Origin of the sequence: Carnobacterium inhibens subsp. inhibens DSM 13024 (genome assembly GCF_000746825.1) — a bacterium.
Lineage (GTDB): Bacteria > Bacillota > Bacilli > Lactobacillales > Carnobacteriaceae > Carnobacterium_B > Carnobacterium_B inhibens.
In genome coordinates this window covers 838,888-858,077 of record NZ_JQIV01000006.1, presented here as the reverse complement: position 1 = coordinate 858,077, position 19,190 = coordinate 838,888, and the positions used below count along the sequence as shown (strand labels likewise).

The 19,190-nt window shown below is 35.9% G+C and carries 17 protein-coding genes; 14 read left to right on the top strand and 3 right to left on the bottom strand.

Annotated elements, in window-relative coordinates; genetic code table 11:
- Window positions 1–28: 28 nt before the first annotated feature.
- From BR65_RS05205 to BR65_RS05190, 4 genes are all read left to right on the top strand, one after another.
- A complete protein-coding gene (locus tag BR65_RS05205) occupies window positions 29–1,405 on the top strand; it encodes an amino acid permease (protein ID WP_034537129.1) in 1,377 nt (458 codons plus the stop codon).
- A 153-nt stretch (window positions 1,406–1,558) separates the two neighbouring features.
- Window positions 1,559–2,260 (top strand): ABC transporter ATP-binding protein, encoded by a 702-nt coding sequence (locus tag BR65_RS05200; protein WP_023178564.1) that lies wholly within the window; start codon window positions 1,559–1,561, stop codon window positions 2,258–2,260.
- Between the two features lie 13 nt (window positions 2,261–2,273).
- Window positions 2,274–5,585 carry an ABC transporter permease gene (locus BR65_RS05195; protein WP_034537127.1) on the top strand — a complete coding sequence of 1,104 codons (3,312 nt, stop codon included), beginning with the start codon at window positions 2,274–2,276 and terminating at the stop codon, window positions 5,583–5,585.
- A 126-nt stretch (window positions 5,586–5,711) separates the two neighbouring features.
- Window positions 5,712–6,233 carry a GNAT family N-acetyltransferase gene (locus BR65_RS05190; RefSeq protein ID WP_034537125.1) on the top strand — a complete coding sequence of 174 codons (522 nt, stop codon included), beginning with the start codon at window positions 5,712–5,714 and terminating at the stop codon, window positions 6,231–6,233.
- A 125-nt stretch (window positions 6,234–6,358) separates the two neighbouring features.
- Here BR65_RS05190 and BR65_RS05185 read toward each other — a convergent pair whose 3' ends face one another.
- Window positions 6,359–6,862, bottom strand: a complete 504-nt coding sequence (locus BR65_RS05185) for an FUSC family protein (RefSeq protein WP_034537124.1) — start codon at window positions 6,860–6,862, stop codon at window positions 6,359–6,361.
- Between the two features lie 156 nt (window positions 6,863–7,018).
- Here BR65_RS05185 and BR65_RS05180 point away from each other — a divergent pair, with 156 nt between their 5' ends.
- From BR65_RS05180 to BR65_RS05145, 8 genes are all read left to right on the top strand, one after another.
- The gene (locus BR65_RS05180) at window positions 7,019–7,972 is read left to right on the top strand and encodes an aromatic acid exporter family protein (protein ID WP_034537123.1); all 954 of its coding nucleotides are present in this window, start codon (window positions 7,019–7,021) and stop codon (window positions 7,970–7,972) included.
- Window positions 7,973–8,305: 333 nt separating this feature from the next.
- Window positions 8,306–9,454 carry an ABC transporter substrate-binding protein gene (locus BR65_RS05175; RefSeq protein ID WP_034537122.1) on the top strand — a complete coding sequence of 383 codons (1,149 nt, stop codon included), beginning with the start codon at window positions 8,306–8,308 and terminating at the stop codon, window positions 9,452–9,454.
- Between the two features lie 81 nt (window positions 9,455–9,535).
- The gene (locus tag BR65_RS05170) at window positions 9,536–10,414 is read left to right on the top strand and encodes a branched-chain amino acid ABC transporter permease (RefSeq protein ID WP_034537120.1); all 879 of its coding nucleotides are present in this window, start codon (window positions 9,536–9,538) and stop codon (window positions 10,412–10,414) included.
- Between the two features lie 9 nt (window positions 10,415–10,423).
- Complete coding sequence (locus BR65_RS05165; RefSeq protein ID WP_034538627.1) at window positions 10,424–11,398, top strand: branched-chain amino acid ABC transporter permease; 975 nt, start codon at window positions 10,424–10,426, stop codon at window positions 11,396–11,398.
- Window positions 11,395–12,168, top strand: coding sequence for an ABC transporter ATP-binding protein (locus BR65_RS05160; RefSeq protein ID WP_023178554.1), 774 nt, complete (start codon window positions 11,395–11,397; stop codon window positions 12,166–12,168). Before BR65_RS05165 ends, BR65_RS05160 begins: the two co-directional genes overlap by 4 nt.
- A gap of 2 nt (window positions 12,169–12,170) precedes the next feature.
- Window positions 12,171–12,875 carry an ABC transporter ATP-binding protein gene (locus BR65_RS05155; RefSeq protein ID WP_023178552.1) on the top strand — a complete coding sequence of 235 codons (705 nt, stop codon included), beginning with the start codon at window positions 12,171–12,173 and terminating at the stop codon, window positions 12,873–12,875.
- Window positions 12,876–12,878: 3 nt separating this feature from the next.
- Complete coding sequence (locus tag BR65_RS05150) at window positions 12,879–13,538, top strand: CBS and ACT domain-containing protein (RefSeq protein WP_034537118.1); 660 nt, start codon at window positions 12,879–12,881, stop codon at window positions 13,536–13,538.
- 676 nt (window positions 13,539–14,214) lie between these two features.
- Complete coding sequence (locus BR65_RS05145) at window positions 14,215–15,192, top strand: DUF1002 domain-containing protein (protein ID WP_034537117.1); 978 nt, start codon at window positions 14,215–14,217, stop codon at window positions 15,190–15,192.
- Between the two features lie 82 nt (window positions 15,193–15,274).
- Here the strand turns inward: BR65_RS05145 and BR65_RS05140 are convergent, their stop codons facing one another.
- A complete protein-coding gene (locus BR65_RS05140) occupies window positions 15,275–16,243 on the bottom strand; it encodes a Gfo/Idh/MocA family protein (RefSeq protein WP_034537115.1) in 969 nt (322 codons plus the stop codon).
- 194 nt (window positions 16,244–16,437) lie between these two features.
- On the opposite strand from BR65_RS05140, the gene BR65_RS05135 reads away from it, so the two are divergent.
- The gene (locus BR65_RS05135; protein ID WP_034537113.1) at window positions 16,438–16,956 is read left to right on the top strand and encodes a hypothetical protein; all 519 of its coding nucleotides are present in this window, start codon (window positions 16,438–16,440) and stop codon (window positions 16,954–16,956) included.
- Between the two features lie 250 nt (window positions 16,957–17,206).
- Here the strand turns inward: BR65_RS05135 and BR65_RS05130 are convergent, their stop codons facing one another.
- Window positions 17,207–18,220, bottom strand: a complete 1,014-nt coding sequence (locus tag BR65_RS05130) for a PTS sugar transporter subunit IIC (RefSeq protein WP_034537112.1) — start codon at window positions 18,218–18,220, stop codon at window positions 17,207–17,209.
- 140 nt (window positions 18,221–18,360) lie between these two features.
- Between BR65_RS05130 and BR65_RS05125 the strand changes: the two genes are divergently transcribed.
- On the top strand, window positions 18,361–19,173 hold the full coding sequence (locus BR65_RS05125) for a M15 family metallopeptidase (RefSeq protein WP_034537110.1): 813 nt from the start codon (window positions 18,361–18,363) through the stop codon (window positions 19,171–19,173).
- The last annotated feature ends 17 nt before the right edge of the window (window positions 19,174–19,190 follow it).

Here is a 19,190-nt window from a genome sequence, read left to right as displayed (position 1 = left end):
ATTCGATGAATGAATAGGATGGTAGTAAATGAATTATTTTAGAAAGAAGCCTTTAGAAACAAGTGAAAAACCATCTAATTTAAAAAGAGAGTTAAAAACCATGGATCTAATTTTATTAGGTCTAGGTGCAATCGTCGGGACAGGGATTTTTGTGATCACAGGAACAGCTGCTGCAGTAACTGCTGGGCCGGCTTTGATTTTATCTTTTGTTATTGCGGCTTTTTCATGTATTTTATCCGCTTTATGTTATGCAGAATTTGCTTCTCGCATTCCCGTTTCAGGCGGAGCTTACTCTTACGCCTATACTGTTTTTGGCGAATTACTTGGCTGGCTAGTCGGGTGGCTGATGATTTGTGAATACCTACTGGCAAATGCTTCAGTAGCTTCAGGCTGGTCGGGGTATATGAATGGCTTTTTAGATGGTATTGGTCTTGGATTGCCCATTGCGTTACGTTCTTCATATAATGCAGAGGCTGGTACGTATATTGATTTAATTGCCATATTGATTACATTCGTGGTGACGTACATCGTGATACAAGGAGCGAAAAAAGCTTTACGCTTAAATAACATTATGGTCATCGTGAAATTTGCTTTGATTGCTTTATTTATGGTGGTTGGTGTTTTCTATGTGAAACCAGAAAACTGGACACCTTTTGCACCATTTGGCTTAAAAGGAGTAGCTTCGGGAGCGGCTGTTGTATTTTTCGCTTTCTTAGGATTTGACGCAGTCAGTACAGCTGCAGAAGAAACGAAGAACCCACGTAGAGATGTTCCAAGAGGGATCATCGGTTCGCTTGGTATTGCAACAGTTTTGTATATCGCAGTGACTTTAGTACTGACAGGTATAGTCCCATATGCACAGCTGAATGTGAAAGATCCTGTTGCTTTTGCCATCCGTTTTATTGGGCAAGATTTCATTGCCGGTATCATCTCTGTAGGAGCAATAGTAACTTTATTAACCGTATTGATTTCAATGACATATGGATTAGGACGTTTAATTTATGCAATTGGAAGAGACGGTTTACTGCCAAAGAAATTGAGTCAAGTTGATACAAAGACAAAAGGTCCTAAATTTGCAACTCAAATAGTTGGTGTGGTTTCAGCTGTTTTAGCAGGAATAGTGCCGCTCAATAAGTTAGCAGAATTAACGAATATCGTAACCCTAATGATATTTGTAATTATTGCTTTAGGGATCATTAAATTGCGCAAAGATTTTGGTGAACCAACAGAAGGCGAATTTAAGGTACCTTTTGTACCTATTTTCCCGATAGTTTCGATTGTCGTTTGTTTGTACCTTATGATACAACTTTCATTATCCGTATGGATAGCATTCGTTATCTGGTTAGTTTTAGGGATACTTGTTTATCTTTCTTATGGATATAAGAACAGTGAATTGAATAAGTAAGTTAAAAGCTAGGAGCAACCTCCTAGCTTTTATTCTAGTAATTTTTACTTAATTGCTGTAAAATCATATGAATTGAGTATTCACTATAAATGCTTTTTACTTACTTTATGTTACACTTGTAAAGAACTATTTTAAGGGAATGAAGGTGCAAACATGTCTTTTGTAGAGATAAAAAATGAATTCAAACGATACAAAATGGGTGAAACCATGATTGCCGCAAATGACGGCATCTCTTTTGAGATTGAACAAGGTGAATTTGCAGTGATCGTTGGACCAAGTGGTGCAGGAAAATCCACAGTTCTAAATATTTTAGGTGGAATGGATTCAGCAGATGAAGGTCAGATACTGGTTGATGGAACAGATATTGCTAAGTTTAATACAAAACAACTCACGCAGTACCGCCGCGATGATGTTGGTTTTGTTTTTCAATTCTATAATTTAGTACCCAATTTAACGGCTACAGAAAATGTAGAATTAGCAGCTGAAATTTCCAGCAAAGCTTTAGATGCTCAACAAGTTTTAAAAGATGTTGGATTAGGTGATCGGTTAGATAATTTTCCAGCACAACTATCTGGAGGAGAACAACAACGGGTAGCAATTGCTAGAGCTTTAGCCAAACAGCCCAAACTTCTTTTATGTGATGAGCCCACTGGAGCTTTAGACTATGAGACTGGGAAACAAGTATTAAAATTATTGCAAGATACATGTAAAAATACGGGCACAACCGTTATTGTCATTACACATAACAAAGCAATTGCACCGATGGCTGATCGAATGATTGAAATAAACAATGCAAAAGTACGCAAGGTGACAATGAATGACAAACCTATGTCTGTAGCAGATATCGAATGGTAAGAGGTGAAAAAAGGTGAAAAAGAAAGCACTATGGAAAGACATTTTCAAAGAGATAGGGCAATCAAAAGCACGTTTTTTGTCTATCTTTGCCATAATTACATTAGGAGTAGCTTTTTTTGCCGGAATTAAAGCAACTGGGCCGGATATGATTGATACCGCAGACCACTATTACAAGGAAACAAAACTAATGGATACAAAAGTAATATCTACCTATGGGCTTAATGATGATGATAAAAAATTATTGGAGAGCATTGAAGGCGCTGATGTAACCATGAGTTACAGCCAAGATGTTATTTTTGAGGATAGTAGTTTGGTCACAAAATTAATGGCTTATTCTTCAGATGAAGCTGCTAAACAAAACAACTATGTTGTGGCATCAGGACGGTTACCGGAAAAGTCTGGCGAAATTGCTTTAGACAATAACAGTAGTATGACCGAAGCTTACAAAATTGGTGATACAATTACTCTTTCTTCAGAAGATGAAGAAACCGATTTGAACGATTCCTTTGCTACGACAACCTATGAAGTCGTTGGTTTTGTGAACAGTCCGCAATTCATTGAAAACTCTGCAAGAGGAACGAGCACGGTGGGCAAAGGAACTTTAGACGGTTTTGCAGTGATTCCTCAAGAAGATTTCAACTCAGAATTTTATACAGAAGCCTATTTATCTTTTGAAAAGAACGATTCACTTGTTTCCTATTCTTCAGAGTATGAAGATGCCGTTGAGAAGCAAATGGATCAAATCGAAAAAGTAGTTGAACAAAGACCAGAAGAACGATTAGCTGAAATTCGTTCAGAAGCTCAAACTGAGATCGACGACGGACAAGCTGAAATTGATGATGCCAAGCAACAATTGGCAGACGGTCAAAAAGAGTTAGAGGATGCTAAAACTACCTTGGATCAAGGATGGGCAGATTACAATGAAGGAATGGCCACTTTAGAGTCCAAAACAACCGACGCTCAAGCTACAATCGATCAAAAACGTCAAGAACTAGAAAATGGAAAAGCTGAAGTAGCTGCAAATGAAGCAGATCTACAAACAGCTCAAACTCAGCTCATTGATGCTCGAAATAATTTTGAAGCACAAAAAGCAACTGCTGACCAAAATTTAGCTAATGGAGAAACATTTGTTGAAAATGCCAGAGTCATCTTAGCTGTTCCAGTTGAAAGTGTTCCTGTTGAAACTCAAACAAGTATCACTCAGGCAGCAACAGCTATTGATTCTTCACTTGGAGAAGCTTTTACAGGTTACTTTGCTGGAGTGGTTCCAAGCAGTACGGTTTCAGCTGCTTTAGATGGTATAACTGCAACTTTTGAAGAAACAAGAGCACAAATGAGTGCGGCAGAAGCTGAGATAGCAGCTAATGAAGAAAGAGTCAATCAAGGTCTAGCTGATATTGAAGCTGCAAAAACTACTCTTGCAAATGGTGAAGCGCAACTAGTTGAAGGCCAAGAAGAATTGAATCAAGAAAAAGCCAATGGAGAAGCAGAATTAGCTGCAGCTCTTGAAGAACTAGAAACAGGTCAAGCTGATTATGAAGAAGGTTTGGCTGAATTTGAAACAGAATCTGCTAATGCTGAGAAAAAAATAGCAGATGGCGAAGCAGATCTTGCTGATGCTAAACAAGAACTTGAAGGCTTGGAAATGCCCGAATATTACGTGCTCGACCGTTCAACGAATCCAGGATATGGCGAGTTCAGCGATAATGCAGAACGTATTTCGGCTATTGCACAAGTGTTTCCCGTATTCTTTTTCCTTATTGCAGCTTTAGTCAGTTTAACAACAATGACTCGTATGGTAGAAGAAGAACGATTGCAAATTGGGACGTTAAAAGCTTTAGGGTATTCAAATTGGGATATCTCTAAGAAGTTTTTAGTCTATGCTTCAGTAGCCAGTATTTTAGGAACGATTATAGGATTGATTATCGGGTATCAATTGTTTCCACAAGTCATATTTAATGCTTATGGGTCAATGTATAATTTACCATCCGTTCGGATAACGCATTACTTCAGTTATGGAGCGATCTCCTTTATCGTTGCGTTGCTTTGTACGGTAATGTCAGCTTATCTTGCAGTCCGAGTAGCTTTACAAAGTACACCAGCTACATTGATGCGTCCAAAGTCTCCTAAAATAGGGAAACGTATTTTATTAGAACGTATGCCGTTTATTTGGAATCGCTTTGGATTTATTCAAAAAGTAACTGCACGAAATCTTTTCCGTTATAAACAGCGTATGCTAATGACGGTTCTTGGTGTCGCAGGTTGTACGGCATTGATTTTAACTGGATTTGGAATATCGGATTCTATTTCAGATGTATCCAGTCTTCAGTATGGCAAAGTCATGAAATATGACGCTATCGTTGCATTAAATACAGATGCAAGTGATTCTGAAAAAGCTGATTACGATGAAGAATTAGCCAAACAAACAGGCATTAGTGAGTCATTAAAAGTCAATCAAGAAAATTTCACTATTGATGCAGAAGACGTCAATACACAAGATGTGACAGTATTTGCTCCTGAAACAACCGAAAACTTTGAGGATTATGTTTTATTAAATGATCGTACCTCTGGAGAAACTTATTCACTTCCTGAAGAAGGAACGATTATTAATGAAAAACTTGCAGAGCTGCTCGGTGTAGAAAAAGGTGATACCTTGACTTTAACCGATTCAGACAATAAACAAGCAGAAGTAAAAATAAACGAAGTTGTTGAAAATTATACCGGTCATTATGTCTATATGACGAAAGAGTATTATGAAACAACATTTGGCAAGGCACCAGAGTATACAACAGAACTGGTGAACTATGGCAGTGAAAAAGTAGATGAAGAAACTTTAGGAACTACTTTAACAGAACAGCCAAGTGTCTTATCCGTCAACTTTGTCAGTGATGTTAGTGAGTCATTTGAAGAGACAATGGGAAGCTTAGGCATTGTTACCTTGGTGCTGATTGTTTCAGCTGGTCTATTAGCCTTTGTGGTATTGTACAACTTGACCAATATCAACGTCTCTGAACGTATAAGAGAATTATCCACTATCAAGGTACTAGGCTTTTTCGATAAAGAAGTAACCATGTACATTTATCGCGAAAATATTATCCTTACTTTAATGGGAATCGTAGTAGGTTCATTATTAGGCGTTCTGCTTCATAGTTTTGTACTAGGTACAGCAGAAATGGATCAATTAATGTTCAGCCCAACTATCCAACCGTTAAGCTACCTTTACTCAGGGATCATTACTCTCGTGTTTTCAGGAATCGTCATGATCGCCATGCATTACAAACTCAAGGAAGTCGACATGATCGAAGCCCTAAAATCAGTAGATTAAAAACAGGATGCGGAGCGACCCCGGTAGACACACAAATGGACAAATTATTGCTTTTAAAGGATAGTTTGTCCATTTTAGATAGATTTTGTACACGTTTTATTTCTTTTTCCGAAAGGTGGTAGTAGTATGTTAAGGTTAATTAAACCAGATAAAAAATATGAGAAGCCATATAAAGAAATGATGAATGAATGGTATAGTGTGAACGAAAAAATTGTACCTTACAGTATACGAAGATTAGATTATAGAAATTTTGATGATTATTTGAAGGAATTTGAGGAAGAAAAAAAAGGTTGCTTATACGGTGGTGTACCAGCAACTACATTATGGGCATATGATGATGAACGTGAAATTATTGTAGGAGCTGTAAATATCAGACATTGGCTGAATGAAGAACTGCTTAAAAATGGTGGACATATAGGCGATGGAATTAGACCATCGGAGAGAAGAAAAGGTTATGCTACAAAAATAATCAGTTTAGCATTAGAAGAATGCAAAAAAATGTCTATTAAAAGAGTTCTTATGGTCTGTTATAAAGATAATGTAGGATCAGCAAAAAGTATAATTAATAATGGGGGTATTCTTGAAAATGAATTAATGAATGAAGATGGCACTATTGATCAACGTTATTGGATTGACTTAGAAAGATAAACTTAAAAAATGTTATTCTAATCATAAATATGTGAGTAAAACATTGATCTTTAGCAGAGATTAAAAGGGAAATAGGATCGAGACAAACTGTCTCAATCCTATTTTCTTTCTATTAGCTCTAAGCACTAGGGCTGCAGCTTATCGGTTGGTTTTGGCCCGCCAGGTATCAGTCGATTGACTAAGATAGCAATAAACGTTCCAATAAAAGTATCAAGAACTCGCGCCAATGCATAAATGACAGTTTCATCCATTGGTATGGTGAAGTAAATAATTAGAAAAGCAGCGTTTGCTCCTATAATTCCTGCATTGTAATTTGTGAGATCACAAAAAATAATAATAAGAATGACCCCAAGTGGGACGCCAATTAACTCTATCCAAAAAGGCCAACCGGCGAATTGTTGAATCACTACTAACATAGCAGCGAAAATAGCACCAATTGAATTTCCAAGAATTCTAGTTTTTCCAAACTTCAAGCTTGTCTGCCAATCTTCTCGTAAACCAAAAACAGCTGCCAATGCGGCAATCATTGGCAGTTCTCTATCAAGAATATGAAATAAAAGAATGCATAGTCCAACGGCTATTCCTGTTTTTAATGTTCGCATGCCGATTCGGTAATTTCCAATTTTCATTTGTATTCATCACTTTCTATAAGTAGCATGTGGTTTCTGACGTACATGATATACTATCAATAATAGGGGTTAGCAAAGAGAAAGCAAAGAAAAATTTTTAGTTTCTATAGAAGTAGAGTAAGATTAAAGTGAATTTCACAATAAAGGAGTGTACGCATGTCAATTTCTTTAAGAGCAGTAAAAATTGCTTTCGCAACAACTATTGCTATCTTGTTAGCTCAAGCCTTGAATTTGGAATATAGTGTTTCTGCTGGGGTTATTGCCATTTTAAGTGTGTTGGATACAAAAAAATCTTCAGTGACAACAGCTTTGCAAAGAGTGGGTTCTACGATTTTAGCTTTAGGTGTGGCAACCATACTTTTTCAATTAATTGGATTTAATACGATCGTATTTGGCGTGTACCTTCTCACCTACATTCCTTTGGCGTATAAATTAAAAGTAGAAGTAGGCATCGCACCGTGTTCGGTATTGGTTTCTCATTTATTATTAGAGCAAAGTACCTCTATTAGTTGGATTACAAATGAATTTTTATTAATGGTGATAGGAGCAGGAATTGCAATTATTTTTAATTTATATATGCCTTCAAAAGAATCTCAACTCATACATCTGAAAGATGAAATTGAAGAAAAAATGAAACTTGTTCTATTGAATTTTTCTTTAGTATTGAGCAAAGGACAGTCAAATGAAAAAGTAGAACTTTTACTCAAAGAACTTTCTAAGGAGTTAATAAAAGCAGAAAAAATGGCTTATATGGAAGCGAATAATCAATTGCTCAGCCAAACAAGTGACTATATGATTCACTATTTTGATATGCGGCAACAACAAGTAAAAGTATTGGCAGAAATGTCTGTCGATTTAAGTGTCTGTTCTTTACCAACCAAACAAAACCAAATTTTAGCGAGATTATTTCAACAGACTGCAGAACAATTGCATGAAAGTAATCCAGTGATAGACTTAACGAAAGATATTACTTCATTGTTATCAGATTTTAGAGACAGTGCATTGCCAAAGACTCGAGAAGAATTTGAAAATAGAGCTGCTTTATTTGTACTCTTAAATGATTTTACTCGATTTATCCAAATCAAAAAAGATTTTTTTGAACAACAATAGAATGATTGAATTCATCAATATTTTTCTAAACTCATCGATGTTCACTAGATATATATAATTCAAAATACAAGTAGGGACGCTAAAAGAGAAATCTTTTGGTGTCCTTTTTTCATATACAGGTAGAGGCAATAACAAAGAATAGCTCATAGTTTGTAACGTCAGAATGCAATAAGAAATGTCATCTTTAAAATTAGTAAAGTTTTTATTGATTAAATATTCAGAATATTCTATACTAATTACTAACAAATTGTTTTGTTATCGTATTTTAATAAACAGATAAACATCATGAACTTAATAAAACTAACGCAAGGGCGTAAATTGGGGGAAAAGAAAATGAAAAAAAGATTAGTAATGGGGATTGCAGCTCTTTCATTATTGGCTACGGCGTGTAGCGCTACTGGAAGCGGAAGTGATACAGATAAAATCAAAATTGGATCAATGTTTGAAAAAACAGGTGAGGTTTCAGCCTATGGAACTGCTGAAGCAAATGCAGTGAATTTAGCAGTTAAAGAGATTAATGAAAATGGCGGGATCTTAGATAAAGAAATTGATCTAATTGAATACGATACAAAATCAGATACTACTGAGGCGGCTAGTGTAGCAACGAAATTAGCAACTCAAGACGAAGTAGCTGTAATTGTGGGACCAGCAACGACTGGTGCTGTTAAGGCTTCGACTCCTGCAGTAACAAGAGCTGGTGTAAGTCTGGTTACTCCTTCTGGGACAGATGACAGCTTAACTCTTGATGAAAATGGTAACGTACAACCAAATATTTTCCGTACATCATTCCAAGATTCTTTCCAAGGAATTGCCTTAGCAGAATTTGCAACAAACGAATTAGATGCTGAAAAAGCGGTAATCATTGGAGATAGCTCAAGTGATTATGCATTAGGACTAACTAAAGCCTTTAAAGGAGCTTTTGAAGGGGAAATCGTTGCGGAAGAAAACTTCACTGCTGATGATACAGATTTCAATGCAATCTTAACGCGTATCAAGGATCTTGATTTTGAATTCATTTACTTGCCGGGTTACTACAACCAAGCAGGGTTGATCATCAAGCAAGCTCGTGAAATGGGAATTACGCAACCTATCTTAGGTGCAGATGGTTTTGGGAACCAAGCATTGCTTGAATTAGCTGGAGTAGATAATGTCGATAACGTTTATTACTCAGCACATTATTCACCAAATAGTGATGACTCTCAAGTAACAGATTTTATTGCAGCTTATAAAGAAGAGTACGATGTTGAACCAGACATGTTTGCAGCTCTTGCCTATGATACTGTTTATCTAGTAGCTCAAGCGATTGAAGAATCTGGAGAAGCATCTACAGAAGCAATCACTAAAGCATTGGAAGATATTGCTGAATTTGATGGTGTGACAGGTACATTTTCATTTGATGAAGATCACAATCCTGTAAAATCAACTTTAGTGATTGAATTACAAGATGGAGTCGAAGTAGGAAATACAGAAGTTACTCCTTAATGAAGAATCAAACTAAAAGGTGCAAAGCGAGTTTTTGCTTAGCACCTTTTAGTATTTAAAAATGAAAAGAGGTGCCATATTATGGAAGCATTTTTACAACAATTGATTAACGGACTTTCTTTAGGAAGTATTTACGCCTTAATAGCATTAGGATACACCATGGTATATGGCATTATTAAATTAATAAACTTTGCTCATGGAGATATTTATATGGTAGGAGCATTTGTTGGGTATACAGCGATCAATTCTTTACATCTCAGTTTTTTACCGGCACTGATCCTCTCCATGGTTTTTTGTGCCGTTTTGGGAGTAGCAATTGAGAGAATTGCCTACAAACCTTTACGTAATGCTACTCGTGTGGCTGCTTTGATTACAGCTATTGGAATGTCTTATTTATTGCAAAATGGCATGATTTATTTAGTTGGTTCAGAAACAAGAGCTTTCCCGCAAGTGATTAAAAATAAAATATATGAATTTATGGGATTACAAGTTAGTCAAACACAGATTCTGATTTTTGCTACAACAATTATCCTCATGTTAGCTTTACAGCTTATTGTTCAAAAAACAAAAATGGGCAAAGCAATGCGAGCTGTCAGTACGGATGCAGATGCAGCTCGTTTGATGGGTATCAATGTCGATAACGTGATTTCATTTACGTTTGCATTGGGTTCTTCATTAGCAGGCGCAGCAGGAGTTTTAGTCGGGTTGTATTACAACTCGATCGAACCGATGATGGGATATGCTCCAGGGTTGAAAGCCTTTATAGCTGCCGTATTAGGTGGAATAGGTATTATACCTGGAGCGATGTTTGGAGGATTTACAATTGGTATCATTGAAACACTCGTAAGTGGATATGGCGGTTCGCTGATAAAAGATGCCGTAGTTTACTTGATTTTGATTGTTATTCTTATCTTTAAACCATCAGGATTGCTTGGTAAAAATGTAAAAGAGAAAGTGTAGGTGATAAAAATGAAACAATTTAATAAGAAAAATCTTGGTTGGCTCATTTTTATTGCAGCCATTTATATTCTCATTCAACTAGGTACAAGCTTAGGCATTATTAATGCTTTTTATGAAATCACTTTGATGACGATTTTGATCAATGTGATTTTAGCTACAGGTTTAAATTTAATTATTGGTTTTTCAGGACAATTTTCACTAGGGCATGCTGGTTTTATGGCTATTGGGGCTTATTGTACTGGTATTGTCAGTATCAAATACCCGACTGTATTAGGTCTTATTGGTGGAATCTTATTAGGGATCATTATAGCCAGCTTGGTTGCTTTATTAGTGGGCATTCCTACGCTGCGTTTAAAAGGAGATTATCTAGCGATTGCCACTTTAGGTGTTGCAGAAATTATTCGTATTGTCATTTTGAATATGAATGACCTGACAAACGGAGCTGCTGGATTAAGTGGGATTCCTTTTATAGCGAATTGGCAGATCACCTTTGCTTTTATCGTGATTTCTTTAATCGTTATTATGAATTATATTAAAAGCAGTCCAGGAAGAGCCACGATTTCTATTCGTGAAGATGAGATCGCAGCGGAATCTATGGGAATCAATACGACGAAATATAAAATCATCGCTTTTGTTCTAGGGGCAGCATCTGCAGCAATAGCTGGCGGATTGCACGCTTCTTATTTCAGCGTTATCCGACCATCCGATTTTACCTTTATGAAATCTGTTGATATTTTAATCATTGTTGTGTTTGGCGGATTAGGAAGTATGACAGGGAGTGTAGTGGCTGCTATCGTACTTGGTATTTTAAATATTTATTTGCAGCCTTTTGGACAGTTGAGAATGATCATCTATTCAGTTGCCCTAGTTGCGATTATGGTATTTAAACCTTCCGGATTATTGGGAACAAAAGAATTTACCATCTCTGGATTATTAGACCGCAAAAACAAAAAAAGTTCTGTGAAAGAGGGGGAAGCAGAATGAGTTTATTAGAAGTAAAACAGCTGACTAAAAATTTCGGCGGTCTTTCTGCTGTATCAATGGTCAATATGGAATTAGGAGACAATGAACTAGTCGGACTGATTGGACCAAATGGAGCAGGCAAAACAACCCTTTTTAACTTACTGACAGGAGTCTATGAGCCGACTGAAGGGGTTATTGATCTGGAAGTGGACGGGGAAAAAACTTCTTTAATTAAACAAAAAACGTATAACATCACAGCCATGGGGTTAGGAAGAACATTTCAAAATATCCGCTTATTTAAAGATTTGACGGTTTTAGAAAATGTCTTGATCGGGATGCATGAAAAAAATAAAGTTGGCACAATAGCGAGTATCTTCAGAACACCACAATATTATGCAGCAGAAGAAAGCATGCGCAAAGAAGCTATTGAACTTTTAAAACTGTTTAATTTAGAAACTAAAGTAGAAGAATTAGCAAAAAACTTGCCTTATGGGGAACAAAGGCGTCTAGAGATCGTTCGTGCATTGGCAACTAAACCAAAAATCTTGTTTTTAGATGAACCAGCAGCAGGGATGAATCCTCAAGAGACAGCTAATTTGACCTCGTTAATTCGACAAGTCCATAAAGATTTTAAACTTACGATTTTATTGATTGAACATGACATGTCTTTAGTTATGGATGTGTGCGAACGTATTTATGTATTAGAATACGGTAGAATGATTGCTCATGGATCACCTGAGGAAATCAAAAATAACGAAGCAGTTATCAAAGCTTATTTAGGTGGTGAGTAGACATGTTAAAAGTAAAAGATTTATCCGTTTATTATGGTGTTATTCAAGCGACTAAGGAAATTAATTTTGAAGTTAACGAAGGTGAGATCGTTTCTCTTATTGGAGCTAATGGTGCTGGTAAATCAACAGTATTGAAAGCAATATCAGGTTTGCATCGTCCAAAATCGGGTGAAATACTCTTTAAAGATCGTCCAATCCATAAAGATACTACGCGGAAAATCGTCCAATTGGGTATCTCTCAAGTCCCTGAAGGCAGACATGTCTTCAAAGGGATGACTGTAATAGAGAATTTAGAAATGGGCGCTTTTCTAAGAAAAGATAAAAATGAGATCCAAAAAGACTTGAAAATGGTATTTGATCGTTTTCCTATATTAGAAGAACGAAAAAAGCAAGATACAGCAACGTTATCTGGTGGAGAACAACAAATGGTCGCCATGGGAAGAGCCTTAATGTCTAGACCGAAGCTGTTGCTATTGGATGAACCTTCAATGGGATTAGCACCTATATTTATCAAAGAAATTTTCAACATCATTAAAATGATCAACACACAAGGAACGACTGTATTATTGATTGAACAAAATGCAAAAGTAGCTCTAGAAATTGCTAATCGCGGGTACGTATTGGAAACAGGTAAAGTTGTTCAAACAGGTACAGGAAAAGAATTACTAGCAAGTGATGAAGTACAGAAAGCTTATTTGGGAGGTTAGGAAATGGATGTAAAAAGTTATATGACATCACATGTAGTGACCGTTACAGAAAAAACAAAAGTGTTAGAAGCATTGGATATCATGAAAGAAAACGACTTCCACCGTTTGCCAGTAGTGAGAGATGGACGGATGGTTGGGTTAGTCACACAAGAGATCATTCAAGAAAATTCTCCATCTACAGCGACCAGTTTAAGCATTCATGAAATGAATTACTTACTCACAAAGACAACAGTTGGAGATATCATGCATAAAAAAGTTGTTACTATTCATGCCGATGATTTGTTGGAAGAAGCAGCAGCTCGCATGCGTGATCAAGAAGTTAGCGTATTGCCTGTAGTGGAAGAAGAAAATAATATTGTCGGTATTATCACTGATAAAGATATTTTTAGTGCTTTTATTGATGTTATGGGGTACAACAACAGAGGTAGTCGAATCGTAATCGATATTCCAGAAGATCACCCAGGGATTTTAGAAGATATCACGAATATTTTAGCCGAAGCCCAAGTGAGTATCGATCAAATTGCTGTATATAGAAAAAACCATTTCACTCAAATCATTATCCAAATGGATAGCCCAGATTTAAAAGCGGTAAAAGAGATTCTGACCACAAGTGGCTATACTGTAAGTTCAGCTATTTTTAAAGAAGGAAAAAAGCCAGATTAATCGTGAGAAAGTGATTTAACTCATTCATAAATAATAAACTACACCCAAAAATCAGATCTAATTTTTTGGGTGTAGTTTATCTTTCTAAGTGGTGATTTATTCTCCAGTAAAGAAACAATATTTTTACATAAGTGTCTGCTAATTTATAGTTACTGATTATTGTTTGCAGGTAAAATGAATACGGTTTATTTTGAACGATTTTTTAAAAGTGACAGAAATTTGTCTAATTAGATTTCAAATTGGAATAGATATGAAAAGACTAGTGTTAAGCTATTTTTCAACAAATTCAATTTTGGAAAAGATCGTTTACAAAAACCAATTAGACAGCTTTTTTCGGAAAAATTAAGAAAGTATTAAAGTTTGTTTGGACAACTTTAAAAGAGTTTGCTATTCTAAAGGTACATAGTAATTACACAGAGCAAATAAACCTACAATTTTTTGATCAGCAATTATTCACATTCTTTCATAAAATTGCTTTGGAGGGGTAATGCTTGCACATAGTTTGTTGGTTGTGAAATGATTTAGGGTAATCTCCTGAATCATTTTTTTTATTTCATTATTTAGGTCTAAAGGCTTAGTTATTTCTTAAAAACAATCAGGTATACTATACTGGAGTTAAGAAAGAATAAAAATAAAACAGACAAGTCAGAAAAAACTTGTAATGGAGGATTTGGAAATGAATCAATTCAAAAAAATAAGCATAACTACTTTAACAGCAATGAGTTTGATAGGAGCATCTTTAGCAGTCTTGCCGCAATCTGCTAGTGCAACCACAAATGGGATCGACACAACGGTAGTGGATGAAAAATGGGGCAAACCTACTGTTATCTATGGTGGAGGACTATCTGAAAGCCAAATAACAGAAACGGAAAAATTATTAGGAATTGAAAATCCTGAAAATGTGGCTGCAGGAAGTGTAACCGGACAAGATTTGATCAACTATTTGGGTGATGGATCAGGCAATACTTCTAGTATGATTTCTTCTGTTTTAGTGCAAAAACAAGATTCTGGAGAAGGAGTAGATGTTGAAATCGTTACTCCAGAAAATATTAGTCAAATTACGCAAGATCAGTACGCAAATGCAGCAATTACCGCTGGGGTCAAAGATGTGAAAATCGTAGTAGCCAGTATCAGTAAAGTAACGGGCGAAAGTGCTTTGTCAGGTATCTATAAAGCATTTGACGTGAACGGCGAAGAATTAGATCAAGAGCGTATGGAAGTAGCGCAAGATGAATTAGAAACAACTAATGAGATTGCTCAAGAAAATGCTGGGAACGAAGAATTTGATACAGCAAAATTTGATCAAGCAATCATTGAAATCAAACAAAGCTTAGCTGATTTAAAAGAGCAACAAGGTGAATTGGCTACAAAAGAAGATGTTGAACGCATTATTAATGAAGCGTTAGAAAAAAACAACTTACAAAATGCAGTTACTCAAGATCAGATTGATCAATTGATGGCTTTATTTGAAAAATACCAACAAACAAGTGCAATTGATTCTGCTGAAGTAAAAGAACAGTTGAAGAACTTGTCCAATACAGTTCAAGATAAGTTTGGCGACGCTTTGCAACAAGCTGAAGATAGTGGATTGGTAGACAAAGTCGGCAATTTCTTTAGTCAAATATGGAATGCTATCGTAGGGCTGTTTAACTAATAAAGAGAAGAGTAAAAAGCTAATGGCACTGTCCAAACAGGACAGATCATTAGCTTTTTTTGTGTAAAGGTTAAAATAAGGATTATTCAAAGTCGTAATGCAGACCCCAATCTTTTCTTAAAGTATCCATGATCTCCATGACATCATGAGTAAGAGCAAGTGAAGCATCAGAACTATCGGATAAGATCATATTGGTTATATCCGCTATTTCATAATTCATAGCTTGGTTAATATCGCCTGCTTCAATGGTTTCTACAGATCCGTCAGGTTTGGTTAGGATTGCTTTATCTGCTCGTGGGAAATCATTAACCGTAATAAAACCATTTTCGAATGCCACAATGCCCAATTTTGGCATCTTAGCTCTAAAGGTAAGCGAAATTGATGCAATTTCATTTTGATCATTTTTTAATAAAATTCCTGATTGTTCATCAACACCTGTTTCGTAAAAATTCATAGTTGTTAAAACTTCATGTGGTTGACTTGTTAAGAAAAAGCGAGCAAAGGATAAAGCATAAATTCCTATATCCAATAAGGCTCCTCCAGCTAAATCTTTATTGAAAAAGCGGTTGGTTGGATCTTCTTCTTTTAAGCTTCCAAAAGAGACTTGAATCATTTTTAATTTGCCAAGAGAACCATTTTGAGAAATTTCTTTTAGCTTGCGATAAAGCGGCATATGGTAAATAACCATAGCTTCAGCTAAGACTAGCTTTTTTTCTTTTGCTAATGTCATTGCTTGAGTTAACTGATCATTATTCATAGTGATCGCTTTTTCTGATAAAACATGCTTTCCTTGTTCTAAACTTTGTATGATCAAATCAGCATGGTGGCTATGTGGTGTAGCAATGTATACCACATCGATAGCTGGATCAGCTAATAGTGCATCGTAAGAACCATACGATTTTTCAATTCCATATTTCCCAGCAAATTCAGCTGCTTTTTCGTCATTCCGTGAACCAGCCGCATAAAGAACGGCATTCTCCACATCAAATACCTCTGCAAATTCATTCGCAATTTGGCCTAAACCTAAAATACCCCAATTTAATTTTTTCATAAAAAACCTCCTAATTGATATTTAAACGCTGTCAATTGTATTTTACCATTGAAAAACAAATTAGTGAAAGAAGAATGGATGAATGTTCTTTTTTCAGGAAATGAAAGCGTTAAATTTGAAAGTTAACGTAGTAGGTGTAAAATGAAAGTAGCACTTATTCGAATTTATTTATTATTGAAAGGAGAATGATGGATATGCACGAATCATTAGTAGAAATTGTTTTAAGAGCCATCAAAGAACAGTTTGTCAGCGAAAAAGCTTTTTACACCTCCCAATTAGGGATTTCACCACAAAGTTGGGATCGCTGGAAGAAAGGCAATCAAGGGTTAAAACCTGAAAATATGAATAAGATTTCGCGTTTATTTACCGAGTATGAATGGATGTTAGTCCAAAAAGTTTGTCGAAATGCTACATTTTTTCCAGAAGTTAAAGCTAATCCCGTTAATGAATATCTAGCCATTAAATTTCATGTTGCACAAACTTGGGTAAACAGTGGTATGGCTAAACTAGAATTCAAAAGAGAAAATGAAGATCAATTAACTGAGCATCATCGAAAACAAAATACGACGATTCTTAGAATTGAAATTGGTTATGACTTTTGGAGCTACAAAGATATTATTGAATTGCGCTTGCCAGGAGTCATCCAGCAACAAATTAAAACAGACAAGCTAAACTTGTTAGAATGGTTTAATCAAAATATACAGGATACGTAATGTTCCGTTTAGCTCCGTAAAAAAACGGTTAGTTTAGTCTTTCATTTTTTTTCGATCGTTCATGTAAGAGTGAATACTTTTTCTTGCTTCACTTTTTCGTCATGATGGGTGCTATTTTAACCTCAAGTAAAAAAATAAAGACAGTTTAGCCAGGAAATCTACTATACAACCAAAAAAACGTTCATTTTTCGCAAATGAACGTTTTTTTGTTGCTGAAATTCTGATCTAGGCTAATTTTTCTGTTCTTAGTTTATATGGTGATTTTTAAATCACCGGGTTTGAGAAGCTTTAATTTGATCAAAAAAGGCTTGAATAAAAGACTTAACAGAGCTGGCAACACAATGACGATAAACAGATAAGCTAAAGTAGCAGTCATTCCTTGAGAAGATGCCAATCCGAAAATTGAAACAAAGGCACACAATCCCATGCCTGCGATTTCAGCTGAAGCCTCTAAGTTGAAAACTAAGACCCCTATAGGAGCTAAAAGAGCTCCTAATAAGAGTGGAAATAACGCAAGCTTAGGTTGTCGAATAATGTTTCCTGTTTGAAGTTTAGGCGTAATGATCAATTGGCCTAAAAAAGTTCCAGCATCATTGTCTTTAAGACTAAGGAATGCAAATACTGTGAATTGGACACTGCATCCGATCAACGCAGCAGCTCCAGCAGATCCATCTAATTGTAAAGCAAGAGCAATAGCAGCTGATGAAGCTGGCGATAAAATCAGCATGCCAAATCCTAATCCTAAAATCATTGAAGATAGAAGTGGGAAGCCAGCAACAGAGGAAGTGATCAACAAAGAAACCTCATTTAAGATAAAGGCAATAGGAGCAGATAAGGCATAACCTGCTAATCCACTGATCAATATACTGGCAAATGGAACAAGGACCATATTGAATCGTGTTTTATTAAATAAAAATTTGCCAACAAAAATTGCGATTCCAATAGCAACTAAAGCTCCCACGGGCTCACCACTTTTTAAAGAAAGTACACCTTCTGAAAAAGTATAAGCACGACCACCAATGACGCCCGCTGCAGTCGCACTCAGCATAGTTAAAATGTCTGTCTTTAAGTAATAACTGATTCCAATTCCTAAACCTGGAATCAACAGTGTTTTTGTAACTGCACCAATAACACTTAGAACTGTAAACCCTACTAGATCGCCAATACTCTGGATCAATAAACCAATACCAAGTGTTACGACAACTGCTGCAGCGATCCCTTGAGACACTTTGTAAAGTTGATCGGTTAGTGTTTCCTTTTTCATTTCTAAACCTCCAAAAGTCGATTTCCTATTAAAATTATAGTGTATTAATGTTATTATAAAGGAGTAAAAGTAAAAGTACACTATCTTAAAGGACAGCTACCTTTACATGCAATGCAAATTAAGAATGGAGTCTTTAAAAAATGAAAAAAAAAATAGCACTACTACTGATAGCATCTGGTATATTAGGAGGGTGTGAACAATTCAATCCCGAATCAATTTTCCAGTCTAGTACATCCAGCAAAGCTTCTGACACAAGTTCTAGTTCTTCAGTAGAGTCCTTAACTCCAGAAGAAGAGGAAAAATTAGCAGAAGAAGCAGAACATCAAGCAATGTTAGATGAATTGCCAAATGTTTCAACAAATGATTGGAACCTGGAATTGGTCAATAACTGGACAAAAATAGATGAGTCTATTGAAAGACCTTTAAGTGTCTTACCCAATGCTTCACCTTTACTAGTTGACGAACGAATTATTGAGGATTATACTGCGTTGACTGAAGCTGGGAAAAAAGATGGTCACGAAATTATTGCGGTATCCACATATCGTTCTGTTGAATTGCAAACAACAAATTACAACAATAGTATTCAAAAGTATATTGATGAAGGACACTCTCAAGAAGAGGCCGTAAAATTGACAGAAGATTATATTGCTATTCCAGGCGGAAGCGAACACCACACTGGTCTTGCGATTGATGTCATGGACACTGAATGGTTAAATTCCGGAAAAGGACTAATAGCCGAATTTGATGTACAAGAATCTCAGCACTGGTTAGTTGAGCATGCTGCAGATTACGGATTTGTTCTTCGATTCCCTAAAGGAAAAGAAGCGGAGACGGGTATTGAATATGAGTCATGGCATTTTCGGTATGTTGGAAAAGAAAATGCAGCCTATATGAAAAAATATGATTTAGCTTTAGAAGAGTATATTGCTTTGCTGAAAGAAGCAGGAAAATAATTTGGTTTTTTTATGAG

Bases quoted from the DNA above. Each gene is read 5' to 3' on its own strand.
- BR65_RS05205 (WP_034537129.1), top strand. From the start codon at position 29: ATGAATTATTTTAGAAAGAAGCCTTTAGAAACAAGTGAAAAACCATCT.
- BR65_RS05200 (WP_023178564.1), top strand. From the start codon at position 1,559: ATGTCTTTTGTAGAGATAAAAAATGAATTCAAACGATACAAAATGGGT.
- BR65_RS05190 (WP_034537125.1), top strand. From the start codon at position 5,712: ATGTTAAGGTTAATTAAACCAGATAAAAAATATGAGAAGCCATATAAA.
- BR65_RS05185 (WP_034537124.1), bottom strand. From the start codon at position 6,862: ATGAAAATTGGAAATTACCGAATCGGCATGCGAACATTAAAAACAGGA.
- BR65_RS05180 (WP_034537123.1), top strand. From the start codon at position 7,019: ATGTCAATTTCTTTAAGAGCAGTAAAAATTGCTTTCGCAACAACTATT.
- BR65_RS05175 (WP_034537122.1), top strand. From the start codon at position 8,306: ATGAAAAAAAGATTAGTAATGGGGATTGCAGCTCTTTCATTATTGGCT.
- BR65_RS05170 (WP_034537120.1), top strand. From the start codon at position 9,536: ATGGAAGCATTTTTACAACAATTGATTAACGGACTTTCTTTAGGAAGT.
- BR65_RS05165 (WP_034538627.1), top strand. From the start codon at position 10,424: ATGAAACAATTTAATAAGAAAAATCTTGGTTGGCTCATTTTTATTGCA.
- BR65_RS05160 (WP_023178554.1), top strand. From the start codon at position 11,395: ATGAGTTTATTAGAAGTAAAACAGCTGACTAAAAATTTCGGCGGTCTT.
- BR65_RS05155 (WP_023178552.1), top strand. From the start codon at position 12,171: ATGTTAAAAGTAAAAGATTTATCCGTTTATTATGGTGTTATTCAAGCG.
- BR65_RS05150 (WP_034537118.1), top strand. From the start codon at position 12,879: ATGGATGTAAAAAGTTATATGACATCACATGTAGTGACCGTTACAGAA.
- BR65_RS05145 (WP_034537117.1), top strand. From the start codon at position 14,215: ATGAATCAATTCAAAAAAATAAGCATAACTACTTTAACAGCAATGAGT.
- BR65_RS05140 (WP_034537115.1), bottom strand. From the start codon at position 16,243: ATGAAAAAATTAAATTGGGGTATTTTAGGTTTAGGCCAAATTGCGAAT.
- BR65_RS05135 (WP_034537113.1), top strand. From the start codon at position 16,438: ATGCACGAATCATTAGTAGAAATTGTTTTAAGAGCCATCAAAGAACAG.
- BR65_RS05130 (WP_034537112.1), bottom strand. From the start codon at position 18,220: ATGAAAAAGGAAACACTAACCGATCAACTTTACAAAGTGTCTCAAGGG.
- BR65_RS05125 (WP_034537110.1), top strand. From the start codon at position 18,361: ATGAAAAAAAAAATAGCACTACTACTGATAGCATCTGGTATATTAGGA.